Source organism: Arenibacter aquaticus, assembly GCF_003957295.1.
In the GTDB taxonomy this organism is placed as follows: domain Bacteria; phylum Bacteroidota; class Bacteroidia; order Flavobacteriales; family Flavobacteriaceae; genus Arenibacter; species Arenibacter aquaticus.
The window spans coordinates 569,886-588,248 of record NZ_RQPJ01000021.1 but is presented as its reverse complement, the minus strand read 5'-3'; the positions used below and the strand labels follow the sequence as shown (position 1 = coordinate 588,248).

15 protein-coding genes are annotated in these 18,363 nt (G+C 39.9%); 9 read left to right on the top strand and 6 right to left on the bottom strand.

Translation table 11 applies throughout. From position 1 onward, the window contains the following. Positions 1-56: 56 nt before the first annotated feature. Positions 57-1,022, bottom strand: coding sequence for a D-2-hydroxyacid dehydrogenase (locus tag EHW67_RS18325; RefSeq protein ID WP_126163835.1), 966 nt, complete (start codon positions 1,020-1,022; stop codon positions 57-59). Positions 1,023-1,948: 926 nt separating this feature from the next. Between EHW67_RS18325 and EHW67_RS18320 the strand changes: the two genes are divergently transcribed. Both EHW67_RS18320 and EHW67_RS18315 read left to right on the top strand, forming a co-directional pair. Beyond that, positions 1,949-2,638 (top strand): alpha/beta hydrolase, encoded by a 690-nt coding sequence (locus EHW67_RS18320; RefSeq protein WP_317126892.1) that lies wholly within the window; start codon positions 1,949-1,951, stop codon positions 2,636-2,638. 249 nt (positions 2,639-2,887) lie between these two features. Next, positions 2,888-4,366: a potassium/proton antiporter gene (locus EHW67_RS18315; protein ID WP_126163833.1), complete on the top strand. Its 1,479-nt coding sequence runs from the start codon at positions 2,888-2,890 to the stop codon at positions 4,364-4,366. Positions 4,367-4,608: 242 nt separating this feature from the next. Here EHW67_RS18315 and EHW67_RS18310 read toward each other — a convergent pair whose 3' ends face one another. The 5 genes from EHW67_RS18310 to nirB form a co-directional block, all read right to left on the bottom strand. Beyond that, positions 4,609-4,983 carry a DUF7009 family protein gene (locus tag EHW67_RS18310; RefSeq protein ID WP_126163832.1) on the bottom strand — a complete coding sequence of 125 codons (375 nt, stop codon included), beginning with the start codon at positions 4,981-4,983 and terminating at the stop codon, positions 4,609-4,611. A gap of 94 nt (positions 4,984-5,077) precedes the next feature. Further along, a complete protein-coding gene (locus tag EHW67_RS18305) occupies positions 5,078-6,916 on the bottom strand; it encodes a sensor histidine kinase (RefSeq protein WP_126163831.1) in 1,839 nt (612 codons plus the stop codon). Between the two features lie 27 nt (positions 6,917-6,943). After that, a complete protein-coding gene (locus tag EHW67_RS18300) occupies positions 6,944-7,534 on the bottom strand; it encodes a DUF4202 domain-containing protein (RefSeq protein WP_126163830.1) in 591 nt (196 codons plus the stop codon). Positions 7,535-7,558: 24 nt separating this feature from the next. Beyond that, complete coding sequence (gene nirD, locus EHW67_RS18295) at positions 7,559-7,936, bottom strand: nitrite reductase small subunit NirD (RefSeq protein ID WP_126163829.1); 378 nt, start codon at positions 7,934-7,936, stop codon at positions 7,559-7,561. A gap of 96 nt (positions 7,937-8,032) precedes the next feature. After that, positions 8,033-10,549: a nitrite reductase large subunit NirB gene (gene nirB / locus EHW67_RS18290; RefSeq protein WP_126163828.1), complete on the bottom strand. Its 2,517-nt coding sequence runs from the start codon at positions 10,547-10,549 to the stop codon at positions 8,033-8,035. Positions 10,550-10,674: 125 nt separating this feature from the next. Between nirB and cobA the strand changes: the two genes are divergently transcribed. The 7 genes from cobA (at position 10,675) to EHW67_RS18255 (ending at position 18,350) form a co-directional block, all read left to right on the top strand. Beyond that, positions 10,675-11,445 (top strand): uroporphyrinogen-III C-methyltransferase, encoded by a 771-nt coding sequence (gene cobA / locus EHW67_RS18285; protein WP_126163827.1) that lies wholly within the window; start codon positions 10,675-10,677, stop codon positions 11,443-11,445. Positions 11,446-11,644: 199 nt separating this feature from the next. Beyond that, positions 11,645-13,054: an MFS transporter gene (locus EHW67_RS18280; protein WP_126163826.1), complete on the top strand. Its 1,410-nt coding sequence runs from the start codon at positions 11,645-11,647 to the stop codon at positions 13,052-13,054. Positions 13,055-13,061: 7 nt separating this feature from the next. Next, positions 13,062-13,820 (top strand): Crp/Fnr family transcriptional regulator, encoded by a 759-nt coding sequence (locus EHW67_RS18275; RefSeq protein WP_238389985.1) that lies wholly within the window; start codon positions 13,062-13,064, stop codon positions 13,818-13,820. Between the two features lie 326 nt (positions 13,821-14,146). After that, positions 14,147-15,517, top strand: a complete 1,371-nt coding sequence (locus EHW67_RS18270; RefSeq protein WP_126163825.1) for a CmpA/NrtA family ABC transporter substrate-binding protein — start codon at positions 14,147-14,149, stop codon at positions 15,515-15,517. A 19-nt stretch (positions 15,518-15,536) separates the two neighbouring features. Then, positions 15,537-16,643, top strand: a complete 1,107-nt coding sequence (locus tag EHW67_RS18265; RefSeq protein ID WP_126163824.1) for an ABC transporter permease — start codon at positions 15,537-15,539, stop codon at positions 16,641-16,643. 16 nt (positions 16,644-16,659) lie between these two features. Next, entirely contained in the window at positions 16,660-17,505 is an 846-nt protein-coding gene (locus tag EHW67_RS18260; protein ID WP_126163823.1) for an ABC transporter ATP-binding protein, read from the top strand. A 17-nt stretch (positions 17,506-17,522) separates the two neighbouring features. After that, the gene (locus tag EHW67_RS18255; protein ID WP_126163822.1) at positions 17,523-18,350 is read left to right on the top strand and encodes an ABC transporter ATP-binding protein; all 828 of its coding nucleotides are present in this window, start codon (positions 17,523-17,525) and stop codon (positions 18,348-18,350) included. The last annotated feature ends 13 nt before the right edge of the window (positions 18,351-18,363 follow it).

Here is an 18,363-nt window from a genome sequence, read left to right as displayed (position 1 = left end):
AGCCCCTATCATATTCATAGCCCCAAGGCATAATAAAGTAGTGCAATCAGCAATTATTATTTATTCACAACATTTATCGGATTTCCATTTAAGTAGGATTCCAGATTTTCAATAGCCGTATTCAACAGTCGCTCTCTAGACTCTTTGGGCGCCCAGGCAATATGTGGGGTAATAATACAATTATCCGTCTCTAGCAGTACATTATTACTGTCTATAGGTTCTTTGGAAACCACATCTAGGGCAGCCCAGGCAATTTTACCCTTATCCAGTGCCTCCTTTAAATCCTGTTCTACTATCAATAGTCCCCTAGAGGTATTTATTAGCATGGCACCATCCTTCATTTTTGCAATATTGGTAGCATTGATTATACCTTCTGTCTCTGGGGTAAGCGGACAGTGTAGGCTGATGACATGGGAAGTCGCCAACAGTTCATCCATATCAACCTGTTTAACCGGACCAAGCTGGGATTCAGGTTTACTACTGCTCCCTGAAGTTATTACTTTCATACCAAAGGCCAATGCTAATTTTGCCGTTGCCTGTCCTATTCTTCCAAAACCTATGATACCCATAGTTTTCCCTTCCAACTCGATAAGGGGGTAGTTCCAAAAACAAAAATCCTTGCTCCTGGACCATTCCCCTGTACGAACCGCTCTATTATGTTCCCCTACATGATGGCACATTTCCAAAAGTAAAGCCATGGTCATCTGGGCAACGGCAGTAGTACCGTAACTTGGAATATTGGTGACAGTAATTCCTAGGTCTTTTGCCGCTTCTATATCTACCACATTAAAACCTGTTGCCAATACGCCTATATATTTCACATTGGGAACCTCCGTAAGCACCTCCTTGGGCAAAGGGGTCTTGTTGGTAAATATTATTTCCGCCTCCCCAATGGCTTCAATGATAACTTCGTTGTTGAATTGGGTTCTATCATTGACCGTCAACGATCCCAATTCTTTTAAATTTTCCCAACTTAAATCTCCGGGATTTAAGGTATACCCATCAAGAATAACTATTTTCATATGCAATATTTTTTGCCATTTAATTGGCATTTATAAGCCATAAAAATAAGAACATAGTTCAATTTCCAAAGCTTAAACATAGGAATGTTACTCCCCACAACCTTACTCAAATGACAACTAAATTATTAAAGTAATAGTTAACGTAATACACATTAATAAACTGGTTTTTAATTATATATTCTCTATATTTAAATTACATTTATAACTAAAACAACCCCCAACAATAAAACTATGATCAACCTATACTTTAACCAAGCACAATGTCATGGCAAATGATTGTTATTATTGCCTCATAAAGGTTCTCCACATGAATTTATACACCGTTCAATCCACAGTAAGCCAAATACTTCAAAAGCTAAAAGGTGTCTTAAACAAATATAAGGTTTGTTGTTGCTGATACACCCCCTAAATGTTATCGGAAATACAGCATATGTTAGCGGTTTAGCTGTTTTTTTTAAGGTTCCTCGTCTGCAGATTTTCATTAAGCTGTAAAAAACAACGTCAAGACCTATACCAATAATTATTGTCCTTATACAACCTTTGCCCAACACTTAGAGTCAAAACCATTGCGAAGGCCAAACTTAATTACAAAGATAAATTGCATGACTCTGTGATCTGCATAAATCCTTTACTAACCCCCCATTTAAGGCTGTAGATCCGTCCCTTAAAATAATTTAAAGAACCACTGGGGATTGACTTTTTCTGTTGCCGTAAATGCCTTGTGACATTTTACCAAAAAAAACAATAATTCCTGTATCTTGTACTGCATATTACATTAACCAAAATACTGAAAACCAATGCTAAGGGCTACTCTTTTTCTTATCCTAACGGTTTTACCGCTATGCAATCATGCTCAGACTGTACGGTACAGCACATCTGAAAACCTATTTTACTACGATTCCAAAACTTCTGACCAGACCAGTTATATGAAAGAAAAAAACCTTTTGGATGTTTACTATCCGGAAGTTGACACCAGGGTGCCAGTGATTATTTGGTTTCATGGGGGTGGATTAACCTCAGGGCAAAAGGAAATTCCCTTAGCCTTAAAAAATAAAGGGTTTTGCGTAGTAGGAGTGGGGTATAGACTTTCTCCCAATGTACCTGCAGAAACTTGTATTACTGATGCTACTGCTGCCATAGCATGGGTATTTAAAAATATTGAACGATTTAATGGCGACCCCAATGCTATTTTTGTCTCTGGACATTCGGCGGGAGGCTACCTAGCCTTAATGTCAATTATGGACAAAAGTCGGCTCAAAAAACACGATTTGGATTCGGACCGGGTAGCTGGCCTAGTACCCTTTAGCGGTCATACAATTACCCATTTTACAATAAGGAAAGAGCAAGGTATTCCTGGAGAACGCCCCCTCATTGATAATTTGGCTCCCCTGTACCATGTCAGGAATAACGCACCACCCATTTTATTGATAACAGGCGACCGTGAAAAAGAATTGTTAGGTAGATATGAAGAGAACGCTTATTTCTATAGAATGATGAAGGTTAACGGACACCCAGATGTAACCCTATACGAAATGGATGGTTATGGCCATGGCATGACGGAACCAGCCTTTCCGCTTCTGGTTGATTTTGTAAACCGGAAAACCAACTTAAAATAGCCTTCTTACAATAACCACCCCTATCTGCCCCGTGATCCACAATAATACGTTTGTCATTTTTTAGAGCAATATCAACGACTAAGGTATATCAATAATATTGAGATTTTTTTAATTCCCATAATGTAGTTCGTGTCTTACTTTGTAAGGCCAAATGAAATAATCCCCAAATACCGGAACTCAAGATCAATTTTAAAGTAAAACCAATAATAAGAACCATTATTTTTGCAATAACCTATTTTCCCTTTTACTATGAATTTAACTATTGAAAACATATTATTGGTTGGCTCCATTTTGCTATTTATAAGCATAGTAGTTGGTAAAACTTCATATAAGTTTGGGGTACCAACCTTATTGCTCTTTCTAGCAATAGGTATGCTGGCAGGGTCCGATGGTATTGGCGGAATACGTTTTGATGATCCAAAACTAGCCCAATTCATAGGAATTGTATCCTTAAATTTCATTCTATTTTCAGGTGGCTTGGATACCAATTGGGATACGGTTAAACCCATCCTAAGGGAGGGACTATTATTGTCTACCTTGGGGGTCTTGCTAACAGCCTTATCACTTGGAACATTCGTTTGGTTTGTAACCGACTTCACTATCTACGAAAGTATGCTGCTGGGGTCTATTGTATCCTCTACTGATGCCGCTGCGGTTTTCTCTATACTCAGATCCAAGAGCTTGGCTCTCAGGACCAATTTAAGACCGACCCTAGAATTGGAAAGTGGTAGCAATGATCCTATGGCCTATGTACTTACCTTGGCATTTTTAACCTTGGTAATCCATCAGGACAAAAGTGTTTATTCCATTATCCCTTTATTTATACAACAAATGGCATTAGGAGCAGCTGGCGGCTTTGCCTTTGGAAAATTAAGTAAATTGGTGATCAACAGAATTAGCCTAGGCTTTGAAGGACTTTATCCTGTTTTGGTCATTGCCCTTATGTTTATAACATTCTCCGCAACAGACTTTGTAGGGGGCAATGGATTTTTGGCCTTATATATTTGTGCCGTGTATTTGGGAAACCAAGATTTAATACACAAAAAGACCATCTTAAAAATGTTCGATGGTCTGGCCTGGTTAATGCAAATAGTACTATTCCTTACCTTGGGGCTACTTGTTTTCCCCACCCACATTATCCCTTATATGGGAATTGGCCTCCTAATTTCATTATTCTTGATTGTTGTAGCCAGACCAGTAGGGGTGTTTATTAGCCTTATGTTTTTTAAGATGAGACTGAGGAGGCGTTTTTATATCTCTTGGGTTGGTTTACGGGGAGCTGTCCCTATTGTGTTTGCCACCTATCCATTATTGGCGGGTATTGAAAAGGCAGACATTATTTTCAATATTGTTTTCTTTATTTCGGTTACCTCTATTTTAATTCAAGGCACCACACTAACGGTCGTGGCCAAATGGTTGGGCGTGGCCATACCGGAACAAGCCAAAAAATTAACACCGACCGATCTTTTATTATCCGACAATCCCAAAACCATTATGAGGGAAATTTCCGTAGGTTCCCAATGTTTTGCCGCCAATAAAAAAATAGTGGAGTTGGGGTTTCCTAAAAATGCTATTATCGCTATGATTAAAAGAGGGGATAAATACATTACGCCTAGTGGTTCTACCAAAATAGAAGACGAAGATACTTTGATTGTGCTCACCGATAAAATGAAAATTCTTGATGAAGTGTACAAAACCCTTAAAATAGAGGAGGAGCTACAAGTTTAAAAATAGAGCATAACAATCAAGAAAAACGGCAAATTTCCTTCTACAGAAAATGATGGTATTATGGGTTTTACTTCAGTAAACCTATGCAATATACGGGACTTAGACTGTAACCGTGTTCAGCAGCCCTCATTTTATTTCACGGTATTTATCTAACAAATCTGAAGACTGCCATATACAACAAACACCCTCAAATTAACAAATATAAAAGGCATCAAGCTGCTGCTTGCCCTGTTTAGACACATCTATTTCTTTTTCTCCAATAAGGGATTGGGGTAATTATCAGACTGGTCTTCAATAGTCTCATCAAGGCAGACAAAATCTTTTTCCAGTACAAGAAGAAGCTCCTTACCATTGCCTAGGGGAAGAACATGCTTAAATCCCACTAAATCGCTAGTTGCCCATCTATCCTTATCATTTTCTGGGAGATACATGGTAATGGTATCACTTTTAAAGTCGGCATTCATATTAAAAATATCCTTTCGAGACCTTAATTTATATGTAAAACATTGATCCTTAAACTCGGTTTTCTCCTCATAGTAACCCTTCCTGCAAAAAGTTTCTACCTCCGTTTTGGTTAATCGGTAGCGTATAGAGTTTCCTTTAATCCTTATTTTCATGTTTACAATTATTGATGTTATATCCAAAGCAGCCTATACCACTACTAATTTGTGTTGCTATAAAATGTACAACATGGTATCCGGATAATTAACCCTACGCTTGCCCTCGCTCTCCTATATTGGTCTTATAGTTAATAGTAACCCTAGTACCTTTTCCTGGAATAGAATTAATAAACAAGCGTCCATTGATGTAATTTATTCGCTCCTTCATAAAAAAAAGCCCCATACCCCCTTCACTATTATTTTTTGGCACCTTGTTAAGTATGGAATCATCAAACCCCTTACCGTCATCATCTACCACTACACTTAACACATTGTCATTATAGTTCAAGGCTACCAAAATATAATTGGCCTCAGCATATTTTATGGCATTGTTCACAGCCTCCTGTACCACCCTATAGATATTAGTTTCTGCCAAAGAATTAAATCTAATATTATCTTCGGTTCTATTTTCAAATAATATCTTTTTACCTGTTAGCTTGGAAAGTTCAGCAGTCATTTTTTGTAGGGCCGGAAAAATTCCGTGATCACTGAGTTCTGGAGGAGTAAGATTAAAGGTTGCGGTCCGCACCCCCTTTATTAGGTCGCTGGCCAAACCTTTTATGTATTCTATCTTCTCGGCCGTTTTTTCCTTGTTTTCTAAATTGATAGACTCTATGTTAAACTTCAATGCCGTTAGCATCTGACCAATCCCATCGTGAATATCTTTGGCAATACGCTTGCGCTCCTCTTCCTGCCCCTCAACGATTTGACTGGCCTGCAGTTGTTTTTGCCTCATAGTTTCCTCGTAATTCTGCTTGGTCAATTCCGCAACTTTTAATTGGTTGTGCTTGCGTTCGGTAATATCCGAACAAAGGATAAGTATAGATTGTTGCCCGCCGGTTTGATGCATTGGAATAATGGACATGTCAAGCCACAGTGATTCTTCATTGGCGGTTTTTATCCTTATTTCTTCCGATCTAATATTTTTCCTGTTACTCTTTAGTATTTCCATGAGGTATTGCTGCTGTCCCTCATCCGTCGTAAGTATTTCGTATAATGGCTTATTGATATACTGTTCATTATCACGTCCTAAAAGCTCATTAAATTTTTTACTGATAAAAACTACATTACCATCCTGTTTGGTACTTGCAAACAGGGCAGCGTTATCTATAACAAAGTTTAGCTCCTGCAATTCCTGTAAGGACTTTTCTTTTTCCCGGTACAGTTTTTTTATTTCCTGATTATTATCTTCGGATGTTCTCTGTGCTATAATCAAATTCTTTATGGTATTTCTAATTTGAAGGGAAAGCGGCTTAAAAATGAAAAGAATTTCCAATAACAAAATCAGCAAAGAGATACCCAACAAAAAATACTCTTTATACTTTAAGTTTTTCAACTGGGTTTTACTAAGGGAATCGTATTTATTAACGATGGTATCCATTACACTTAAAAAATCCCTTTCGTTTTGCAGAAGAATATTAACATCTGTTTGGTCCGGGAGGGCATTTTGATCTGTATTCGCCAAAATTCGCTCTACCGCTCCCACCATATTGTTGTGATGTGGGTCTAATTTCTTAAATAGTGCCTTTATATCATCGTTATCTCCTTTGGGAATTCCATAATCAAGATCACCAAACTGGAGTGCCTGATGTGATTTTTTCCATGTGGCCAGTGTTTCCCTTAGTTGGGTAAGTACCAAATTCCGCTGTACAATGCCATCGGTTTCTTTTAGCAAAAGGACCTCTTTGGTCAATTTTTGACTATATGCCCTTTGTCGCCCTGCTACATTAATAACGCGGAAATCATCCAATTGGGAGTTTAAATGATGTTGAATCAGGATTTGGGCGATAATAATCGTCAAGGCAATGGTCGCCAAAGCCACAAGATACCATTTTCTAACCCTTAAAAAGGTGGTGGTATCCAATGGTGAAATCAAATTATCGTTGTTCATTTCCCTAACCTGTCATGGTAAATAGATCTAGCTATTTTTAAGAGCCTTCCCTATCAATTCAAGGGAATCCTTGGAGAGCGGAAGTTCTAAAGCGGCCTTATGCCCTTTTTCCGACATTTTTCGCCAAGTTTTTTGTAGAATATCCAATAATTTTTCTTCCGGATATTTATGGGAAAAGGGCTCAAAGTAAAATTCCAAAAAAACAAGACAGATTACATCTTCCAAAGTCTGAGTTTCCGAATTCTTTTTGAGTTGCTTCTTTTCCAACAAAAACGCGACTTGGTCTATCATATCTTGACTATAGCCCACTTCCTTAAGAATATCACCTGCAATTCTCGCATGAAACTTTTTAAGATCCTGTCTCCATTTGAGATACCCTGCCCTGTTCATCTCGTAGGATTCCCTAGGAATTTCCCATCTCCTAATATGCTGGCACCTTGCCGTAAGTTGCAATGCTTCAGAGGCCTCAGGGGCAAAGGTGTTTAATTTCTTGGTCATTCTTATGGCGTACAACAATTCCTTGGGGTATTCTTTCCCCTCCCAAACTTCAACATTGGGATCCTCTTCATTTGCAGCATCAAAAAGACGGTAGGCATTTTTAAGTTTGTCTGTAGCCATGACTATGTTGGTTTTTCTCCAAAGCTATTCAGAAAAACCAATATAAACAAAGCCATCCTCTATTTTAATGGGATAAGTGGTTATGGGACTTAGATCACCATTTAAGTGCTTCCCTGTTTTTAAGGAAAAAGAATTTTTATGCAACGGACAGGCTACTTTTGGCTCTCCGCCTTCTTCCCCAATTAAGCCACGGGAAAGCACCATCTCCATTTTATGGGGGCATAAATTTTGGCAAGCGTACCAAGCATCTTCCCTACTATGGTTGAAAACGGCAATTTGTTTATCCTTATATTTTACACAAGCCCCGCCATTAGCTGGAAATTTGGTCACTGGAGCAGCCTTGAACCAGATGCTCACCTGATCTGCCTCTACAGTTTGGTAAATATTTAAGTTAGGTATCATCTTTTTTATTTTAATAGGATCCTAAATTAGGAGTCCTGGGGTTGGACAATATTGTTAATTTTGAAAAGGCTCATTGTAAGAAGTTTTGGGTAACCATCAGGCCCAGGCCTTGGGCATTTTTTGTTCTCTTAAAGAAACAAACTCAATGGTATCATCCTGTTCTTCCGAATTTACAAAATGGGTATATCTAGCTCTTATTTCCGGGTTCTCAACGGCCTCTTTCCATTCGCATTTATAGGTATCCACCAAATTCTGCATACCCTGATCCAACTCCTCTGCAATTCCTAAACAATCATTGATAACCACATCCTTCACATAATCTATTCCTCCATCCAGTTTTTCTAACCAGGCTGCTGTTCGGGTTAGGGGAGGTGCTGTTTGTATGTAATACATTAAGAATCGGTCTACATATTGGGTTGCTGTTGCTTTGTCAACTTTTTCGGCCAATAGTTGGGCGTGTTTGGGGTTGGCCCCGCCATTACCACATATATAAACGTTCCAGCCACCTTCTACAGCTATAAACCCAAAATCCTTGTTCCTGGCCTCGGCACATTCACGTATACAACCAGATACACCTCCTTTAATTTTATGGGGTGATCGGATACCCTTATACCGATTCTCTATGTCTATGGCAAAGGTGACGCTCTCGTCCATCCCATAACGACACCAGGTTGAACCCACACAACTTTTCACTGTCCTGAGGGATTTTCCATAGGCCTGACCAGTTTCAAAACCTTCAGCAATCAATTCTTCCCAAATAAGTGGCAATTCGTGCAATTGGGCACCAAACATATCAATACGCTGCCCCCCGGTTATCTTGGTATACAGGTCATATTTTTGTGCTATTCGGCCTATCGCCAAAAGTTGTTTTGGGGTAATTTCTCCCGCTGCCACCCTAGGTACTACCGAATAAGTTCCATTTCTTTGAATATTTGCCAAAAACCTATCGTTGGTATCCTGTATGGTTTCCTGCCTATTGGCGGTTTCATTATAAATACTGGCAAATATGGAGGCAATTGCCGGCTTACAAATTTCACATCCGTGCCCTTTGCCCACTTCATCCAATAAGGTATCATAGTCCGATACCTTTTTTAGTTTTACAATATCATATAATTCCTGTCTGGAGTACTCAAAATGCTCACAAATAGATTCCTTTACAACCTTACCAAGCGATTTGAGACTCTCCTTTACCAAGTCATTTACCATTGGCTTACAACCACCACAACCTGTTGTAGCCTTTGTGGCTTTGGCTATTGCCTTAACAGATTCATTGCCATCATCCTTTACCGAACAGCATATTTGGCCTTTGGTCACGGCCTCACAGGAGCAAACTACCGCTGCATCTGGCAAATCCATGGCACTTCCAAAAGAAACATCTTCGCCGCCCCGGCTTCCTAAAATTAAATTTTCGGGGTTTTTGGGCAAGGGCATTTCATTGAGGTACATCTGCAATAACATATTATAATCGTTGGCATCGCCTACGAGAATACCACCCAAGAGTTTCTTGCCATCATGACTTACGTTGATTCGCTTGTACAGGCTTTCCGTTTTATTCTCAAAAATGATAGAATGCCCTTTTTCGGCAGGCATAAAGGGAGTACCAAAACTAGCTACATCAACACCTATCAATTTTAATTTGGTAGACATATCTATCTCCTCGGCCATAGTAGTACTTTGCTCACCTAGAATTTGGTCCACGGCTACCCCTGCCATCTCATAACCAGGAGCCACTAGACCATATATCATTTGATTGTAAAGAGCTATTTCCCCAATGGCAAATATGTCAGGGTCAGAGGTTCTCATTTTATTATCCACTACAATACCACCTCTGGTACCCATTTTTAAACCACAGCTTTTCCCAAGTTCATCCCGGGGCCGTATTCCAGCAGAAATAATCAACATATCCACATTGAGTACATCATCCTCACCAAATTCCATTCCTATAATATGACCGTTGCCTAAAATTTGATTGGTGGCCTTACTAAGGTGAACATTGATTCCCATTGATTCCAGTTTTACCTGCAACACCTTGCTACTCCTTGTATCCAACTGTCTTGGCATAAGCTTAGGGGCAAATTCCACTACGTGGGGTTCCAGCCCCATATCCATAACGGCTTTAGCTGCCTCCAGGCCTAATAACCCACCACCTAATATGGCAGCTTTGGGCAAGGTCACTTTTTCTTTTATTTTTTTGGCATAATCTAGGGTCTCTTCCAGATCTTCTATAGTTCTATATACAAAAACGCCCTCCTTATCAACACCATTAATTTGGGGAACAAAAGGAGTAGACCCAGTGGCCAAAACCAAATAATCATAGTTAAAGGTTTTTTCACTTAGGGTAGTTATGGTTTTAGAACCCCTATGTATATCCGTTACCCGTTCATGGGTATACAACTCAATATTATTCTCCTCATACCATGACCTCGGAGCCATGGATAGTCGCTCTGCATCTGCATTTTCAAAATATTCACTTAAATGCACCCTATCATAGGCTACTCTTGGCTCTTCCCCAAAAACAATTAGTTTAAAAGATTCCTTGTTTACCTTGGCGACAAATTTCTCACAGAATTTGTATCCAACCATCCCGTTCCCAACTACTATTATGGTCTTCATACGTATACATTTATGATTACAGAGCAATATTACGTATTATTACGTAATTATTAAGTGTTTTTATGGAAATAAATACGTAGCTTTGTTGCGAAATCCTTAATGACATCACTAAAATATCGGAAATCATGAGCAAATCTAAAGAACCAAAAGTAAGCTTAGTAGGCGCAGGACCGGGAAGTAGCGACCTTATTACTCTTCGCGGTTACAAGACCTTGCAAAAGGCAGACATAATATTGTACGACGCCCTGGTAAGTACAGAACTACTAAAAGAATTTGACCATATACCTAATATATACGTAGGAAAGCGATGTGGAGAACATTCCTTTACCCAGGACGATATAAATAGGCTAATTGTAGATAACGCTTATCAATACGGTCACGTAGTACGTCTAAAAGGGGGAGATCCTTTTGTATTTGGAAGGGGAAGCGAGGAAATGGACTATGTGGAATCCTTTGGCATCCCCGTTGATATTGTTCCAGGGCTAAGCAGCTCCATTGCCGTGCCGGCCAGCCAAGGAATACCGGTTACCCGAAGAGGATTAAGCAGTAGCTTTTGGGTCATGACAGCCACTAAACGAGACGGTACATTTTCCGAAGACCTTAGCTTAGCCGCACAATCCTCTGCCACAATGGTAATTCTAATGGGTACTCGCAGACTCCTTGATATTGCTAACATAGTTGGTCAATATAGAAGTGACAACACTCCTTTGGCTATTATTCAGAATGGCACCATGAAAAAGGAGTCCTGCATTACGACCTTGTTAAAAGACACCAAGTCCATAGTCAATAATATAGATTTATCACAGCCCGGAATAATTGTTATAGGGGAAGTAGTAGCTGAGCATCCTTCCTTTTTTGAAGAGGAAATACAAAGAGCTTTGTTTTCCCACAGGTAGGGGAGATAGTTTTATTTAGATATATGTAGGTATAGGACAACTAATTTATATAAATCCCTAATATTGGCACCCATTTTTTCCTATTTAGACAAAAATTAAATCAAATCCGGTAATTACGTAATAAATTTACGTAATACTACGTAGAAATACTTAATTTTGAATTGTACCAAGTAACTTGAACTCTTAAAACAATTCAGATATGAAGGAATTAACCTCTACAAAAGCAACCAAACTGGATCTTTTAAACTTTAAAAGTTTACCAACCCGAACTTTTTGGATAACCTCAATTGCCTTTTTCACCTGCTTCTTTGCGTGGTTTGGCATTGTTCCTTTTATGCCCGATGTGGTTAAAGATTTGGGATTAACGCCCACCCAAAAATGGAACTCCATTATTTTGGCGGTGTCCGGTACTGTATTTGCCCGTTTACTTATCGGGAAACTTTGTGATAAATACGGACCAAGACTATGTTATACCTATTTATTAATATTGGGTGCCATCCCGGTCATACTGTTGGGTTTTGTGCAAACTCCCCTTCAATTTTTGGTTTGTAGATTATTTATTGGTTTTATTGGAGCTTCTTTTGTAATCACCCAATTCCATACCTCTATTATGTTTGCACCAAATATTGTAGGTACCGCCAATGCCACCTCTGCAGGCTGGGGTAATCTAGGTGGGGGAGCCAATAGGTTGGGCATGCCATTGATTGCCGCTGCCGTGGTAAGTTTTGGTATATTAGAAGAAATAGCTTGGCGATACTCAATGGTTATAGCTGGGGTAATATGCTTTTCTATGGGAATCATTTATTTTTATTTTACCCAGGATACCCCGGAAGGAAATTACAAGGATTTGAAAAAGGAAGGTAAAATGCCAAATCTTAAAAAAGATGAAGTACCATTTTTGGATACCTTAAAAGACTATAGGGTATGGATTCTTTTCTTGGTATACGCTGCATGTTTTGGCATTGAACTTACCGTATACGGCACTATGGACGATTATTTGCAGAATAGATTTGGATTGAACAGATCCACTGCAGGGAATTTGGTGCTTTCATTTGCATTAATGAATATTTTTGCCAGGACCTTAGGTGGTTTTTTTGGTGACTTGTTCGGAAAATTAAAGGGTTTACGGGGAAGGGTTATTTTTCTCGCACTCATTATGGCTATTGAAGGGCTCATGCTTTCTATTTTCTCCCTTACCAGCAGTTTGGTTATCGGGATGATATTCTTAATAGCCTTTAGTCTTACAGTGCAAATGGCAGAAGGGGCCACTTTTTCGGTTGTTCCTTTCATTAATAAAAAAGCCATTGGCTCCATTTCGGGTATTGTTGGAGCAGGAGGTAATGTTGGTGCGTTTTTGGCCGCCATGCTTCTCAAGTCCAAGTCGGCCGTAGCCGAAAGTGCCGCTATAGCCGCCAATAGTGAATTGGGCCAGCAGGCCATTAAAGCAGCACAAACCACTGCTTCGGCAACCGCCGTTTCCAGCGGATATTTTATTATAGGTGGATGCATAATCACCGCGGCGGCATTATCCTTAACCATAAAATTTGCGACCTCCGAAGAGAAGCGGGGAGATATTGGTCAAATGACCCTGTCAACTGTTGAAAAATAAATTTATTTTGGAAAACACGACCCTTTACAGACCAATAAAAAAGACCGCTAAGTATAGCATAGCCGGTAAGGATTGTAATAGCTGCGAAAATATTAACTGCCTCATTAATAAGAACATGGCTTCTTCCGCAGTAAGAATTTTTGTAGATAAGAAAACAGAAATCCAATGCAAAAAAGGACAGCAATTTGTTATTGAAGGCGCACCTGTAAACGGGCTGTTCTTTATCTTACATGGCAAAGTAAAAGTCTACAGAACCGGTATCAATGGCAGGGAACAGATTGTGCGTTTTGCCAAAGCCGGAGAAATTATAGGCCATAGAGGTTTTGGAACAGAAGAATATTATTCCATTGGAGCTATTGCCTTGGAAAACACCAGCCTTTGCTACTTTTCAAAAGAACTGCTTCAGCAAGTATTGAAAAGTGACCCTTCCTTCACTTATGACCTCATGCTATTCTACGCCAACGAACTCAACAAAAGTGAAGCAAAGGTAAAATCAATATCCCAAATGACTGTTAGGGAAAGGGTCATTGATACATTATTATACCTACATAGAAAATTTGGCAATGTAAACGGGTATATAGATTTGGCATTGAGTAGGAGGGAATACGCCGATTATGCCGGTACAACCGAGGAACAGGTAATCCGCATATTTTCAATTCTAAAAAAAGAAAAATTGATCACAGCCAATGGAAAAAGAATAGGGTGCCCTAATATTGAACTGCTAAAAAAGGAAATATCCGATCACAATTTTTTCCTTGATGGGTAGATTTCTTTAACCCCACTGAATATAAAAAATAGCTGCTTGTTGCAGCTATTTTTATTTGGAAAAATGATTAATGTAATCCCAATAACATTAAAAGAATCGCTGCAAAAAGCTATCACTATACGTACTATTACCTGATTATCATAGACTTGTTGTTCAGGTATTTTATTGAATAACAGGTAGATAATCTATTTCCCTGTGTTTTCGCAGTTTTGCCTATGGTCAAAAAAGTGGTTTTTATATGTGCTATAACATACCACCTAAGTTGTATTACGTATACATTTGTAAAATATAAGTATTAGTACGTAGAATAACTTAAAATGATAGATATGAAACCACTACTTAAAACAACCACTTTAATTCTTGTCTTATTCCAGATCCTTACCTCTTGCGGGGATAAGGTTAAGAAAACATCAGAGACGACTACCGGATTATCAAAGACATCCCTGGAAATTGAAAAACCACAGTTAACCTTTGGGTTCATAAAACTCACCGATATGGCTCCATTGGCAATTGCCAAGGAAAAAGGCTTCTTTGAGGAGGAGGGGCTATTTGTGTCCGTAGAGGCGCAATCCAATTGGAAAAATATTTTGGATAGAGTTATAGACGGACAATTGGATGGGTCACATATGCTAGCAGGTCAGCCAATTGCTGCTGGGGCTGGCTTTGGAAGACAAGCTGAATTGGTAACCCCATTTTCCATGGATTTAAATGGAAATGGCATAACCGTATCCAATGATGTTTGGTCTAAAATGAAACCAAATGTCCCCAAGGACGAGGGCGGTAAGCCTATTCACCCTATCAAGGCAGATGCCCTAAAGCCTGTTATAAAGGAGTATAAAAACAGTGGTAAGCCCTTTAAAATGGGAATGGTATTTCCTGTTTCTACCCATAATTACGAGATCCGATATTGGTTGGCGGCAGCTGGTGTTCATCCTGGGATGTATACCAAGGATAATGTTCAGGGTCAAATAGGAGCAGATGTACTATTGTCCGTTACCCCTCCACCACAGATGCCAGCTACCTTGGAAGCCGGTACTATATATGGGTATTGCGTGGGGGAACCATGGAACCAACAGGCCGTTTTTAAGGGTATTGGCGTACCCGTAACTACCAATTATGATATTTGGAAGAACAATCCGGAAAAGGTCTTTGTGATGACCAAGAAATTTGTTGAAGAGAACCCCAATACGGCTATAGCCATTACCAAAGCTCTAATACGTGCTGGTAAGTGGTTGGATGAACCAGACAATAGAGCAGAAGCGGTCAAGATTCTGTCCATGCCACAATACGTTGGAGCAGACGAGGTAGTATTGGCTAACTCCATGACAGGAACTTTTGAATTTGAAAAAGGCGACAAGCGGTCTATGCCCGACTTTAACGTTTTCTACAAATATAACGCAACCTATCCCTTCTACTCAGACGGTATATGGTTCTTGACCCAAATGAGACGATGGGGCCAAATCCCGGATGCCAAACCGGCAAACTGGTACAAAGAGACGATTTCAGAAATCTATCGACCCGATGTATGGAAGAAAGCTGCTGAACTATTGGTTGCCGAAGGACATATTCCTGCTTCGGATATCCCCAATACCGACGGTTATAAACCGGTTACGACCGACTTTATAGATGGGAATTCCTATGATGCAAAGGACCCTATTGGATACATTAACAGTTTTGCTATAGGAAACAAGGACTAAACAAATAAAACCACAGAAGATGAAACAGAGTCTAACAATGCAGAAGGTTACACAGCTAATAGGTCTAGGAAGCCTAAAAAGCCTATCCAATCTTTTTTCCGGAAAAATTGGAAAGGACGGGGTTACGCTAATGCTGAAAAAGGTAGTTGCCCCATTGGCCTCGATATTGTTATTTATAGGGCTTTGGCATTCCGGTGCCAAGGCGCTGTACAATATGGAGGCCGATTTCAAAATTGAAAAGGCCCTCAATGATCAGGGAGAAAAGGCCGCAGATGAAATGAGGGCCTGTATTGCAGCCGGTGAAACTGGCTGCCAACCAAACACCTTGCCCTCCCCGGCACAGGTTTGGGCTTCCTATAAATCCTTACTTAAAGATCATAATGCTATAAGAGCCGATAAACTGGCCTTTAAGGAAAAAACAGCTGCCATGAATGCCAAGCGAATTGCAGAAGGTAAGGATGCCATAACCTATACGGGTCGTCCATCATTTGTAGATCAAATAATGACTAGTCTAAAAACAGTTTTTGCAGGATTCCTCTTGGCCCTATTGATCGCGGTGCCCATCGGTATTCTAATAGGTCTTAGCGATACCCTTAGAAGCTCGGTAAATTGGTTGATCCAAATTTTAAAACCCGTTTCCCCAGTTGTTTGGCTATTGCTGGTCTTTATGATCGTAAAAACAATGACCAAAAATTCAGAGTCGGACAGTGCCTTTATTATTTCTTTTATAAGTGTAGGACTATGTGCCATGTGGCCAACATTGGTCAATACCGCCATGGGCGTTGCCTCCGTGGACAAGGATTATATTAATGTGGCCAAAGTATTAAAATTGGGGGCGGTACAAAAGGTGTTCAAGGTAATCCTCCCTTCTTCCTTACCGCTAATTTTTACCGGACTTAGGATAACACTTTCGGTGGCTTGGATGGTTCTGATAGCCATAGAACTTTTGGCTCAGAGCCCAGGGTTGGGGTCATTTGTTTGGGAGGAATTCCAGAATGGTGCCATGGACTCCAACTCAAAAATTATAGTCGCCATGTTTGTCATTGGTATCATCGGTTTTTTATTGGATAGAATAATGTTGACCATACAGCAGATGGTCTCCTTTAATAAAAATGAAGGCGTTTAACCCCTAAAACAGATGTATGGCGTATTTAGAGCTTAAAAATGTATGCAAGACCTATGGTCAAGGAACCGCAAGTACCGAAGTACTTTCAGATATAAACCTAAAAATTGAGGAAGGTGAATTTGTTGCCATTGTTGGATTTACGGGTAGTGGCAAGACCACCTTGGTAAATTTAATCAACGGACTGTTGAAACCTACTAGTGGCGAAATATTGTTCAAGGGAAAACCTGTTGTGGATACCAGCCATGAAAGGGGAGTGATTTTTCAAAACTATTCATTACTTCCTTGGCTTACCGTTGGGCAAAATGTAGCTATGGCCGTAAAAGAAGCCTTTCCTACAGAAAGTAAGACCGAACGCTCCAAGAGAGTGTCCAATTATGTAGAGATGGTAGGGCTGGGCCCCGCAATAAATAAACGGCCCAAGGAACTATCAGGAGGCATGAGACAACGTGTATCAGTGGCCAGAGCCCTAGCCATGAAACCGGAAATGATCATCATGGACGAACCTCTGGGCGCCTTGGATGCCCTAACCAGAGGGAATCTCCAGGACGAAATTCTTAATATCTGGAGTAAGGACAAACGCACCGCACTCTTGATTACGAACGATGTGGATGAGGGAATTTATATGGCCGATAGGATTATCCCCTTAAAACCAGGCCCTCGTGCCACCCTGGGACCGGAGTTTAAAATAGATATTGAACGTCCCAGGGACAAGACAGCACTAAATGACAATGCCAATTTTATGAAGACGAGAAATGCTATAATAGCCTATTTGATGGATATTGGAAATAAGCGAAAATCGGTATCTAATGCCATTTATACGCTCCCGGACCTAACACCTAAAAACTTTGTTGGGCAATTTTAACATTAAGAAATAACAACATGAATACACCAACTATAAAAGAACAATCAACCTATACAGAAAATGGAATTATATATCCTTCCAAAGTAATGCTGGATCTCAACAAACTTAAGAAAGTATATCCTACCCCTAAAGGTGAGTATGTAGTCCTTGAAGATTTAAACCTTCAGATCATGAGGGAAGAATTTGTGACCATTATAGGGCATTCTGGTTGTGGCAAAACAACCATGTTGTCCATGATAGCGGGATTAAACCCAATTTCTGGTGGAAATATTTCTGTACTGGGAAATCCGGTAAAGGGCCCTGGACCAGACCGGGGTGTTATTTTTCAATCGCCCAGCCTAATGCCTTGGATGACCGCACTGCAAAACGTGATGCTTGGTGTGGATCAAGTATTTTCCCACGCTACCAAGGTGCAACGTAGGGACATTGCCAAATATTATTTGCACAAGGTTGGTCTGGAAGGAGCCTTTCACAAAAAGGCTATAGAACTATCACAAGGGATGCAGCAGCGCGTTGGAATAGCCCGCGCATTTGCCATAAAGCCCAAGGTACTTTTACTGGATGAACCTTTTGGTATGTTAGATTCGCTAACAAGGGGGGAATTACAGGATATCCTAATTGAAATCTGGAACAAAGAAAAAATAACCGCGGTCATGATCACCCATGATGTGGATGAAGCAATTTTTTTGGCAGACCGGGTGATAATGATGACCAGTGGCCCCAAAGCTAAAATAGGGGATGTGCTCAATATCAATTTTGAAAGGCCAAGAACCCGCAAGGATGTTTTGGAACATCCAGATTACTACCAATACAGAAAACACTTGATCGACTTTCTAGAACATTAATAATAAAATAATA

Coding starts and splice junctions, on each gene's coding strand:
- EHW67_RS18325 (WP_126163835.1), bottom strand. CDS start 1,022: ATGAAAATAGTTATTCTTGATGGGTATACCTTAAATCCCGGAGATTTA.
- EHW67_RS18320 (WP_317126892.1), top strand. CDS start 1,949: ATGAAAGAAAAAAACCTTTTGGATGTTTACTATCCGGAAGTTGACACC.
- EHW67_RS18315 (WP_126163833.1), top strand. CDS start 2,888: ATGAATTTAACTATTGAAAACATATTATTGGTTGGCTCCATTTTGCTA.
- EHW67_RS18310 (WP_126163832.1), bottom strand. CDS start 4,983: ATGAAAATAAGGATTAAAGGAAACTCTATACGCTACCGATTAACCAAA.
- EHW67_RS18305 (WP_126163831.1), bottom strand. CDS start 6,916: ATGAACAACGATAATTTGATTTCACCATTGGATACCACCACCTTTTTA.
- EHW67_RS18300 (WP_126163830.1), bottom strand. CDS start 7,534: ATGGCTACAGACAAACTTAAAAATGCCTACCGTCTTTTTGATGCTGCA.
- nirD (WP_126163829.1), bottom strand. CDS start 7,936: ATGATACCTAACTTAAATATTTACCAAACTGTAGAGGCAGATCAGGTG.
- nirB (WP_126163828.1), bottom strand. CDS start 10,549: ATGAAGACCATAATAGTAGTTGGGAACGGGATGGTTGGATACAAATTC.
- cobA (WP_126163827.1), top strand. CDS start 10,675: ATGAGCAAATCTAAAGAACCAAAAGTAAGCTTAGTAGGCGCAGGACCG.
- EHW67_RS18280 (WP_126163826.1), top strand. CDS start 11,645: ATGAAGGAATTAACCTCTACAAAAGCAACCAAACTGGATCTTTTAAAC.
- EHW67_RS18270 (WP_126163825.1), top strand. CDS start 14,147: ATGAAACCACTACTTAAAACAACCACTTTAATTCTTGTCTTATTCCAG.
- EHW67_RS18265 (WP_126163824.1), top strand. CDS start 15,537: ATGAAACAGAGTCTAACAATGCAGAAGGTTACACAGCTAATAGGTCTA.
- EHW67_RS18260 (WP_126163823.1), top strand. CDS start 16,660: ATGGCGTATTTAGAGCTTAAAAATGTATGCAAGACCTATGGTCAAGGA.
- EHW67_RS18255 (WP_126163822.1), top strand. CDS start 17,523: ATGAATACACCAACTATAAAAGAACAATCAACCTATACAGAAAATGGA.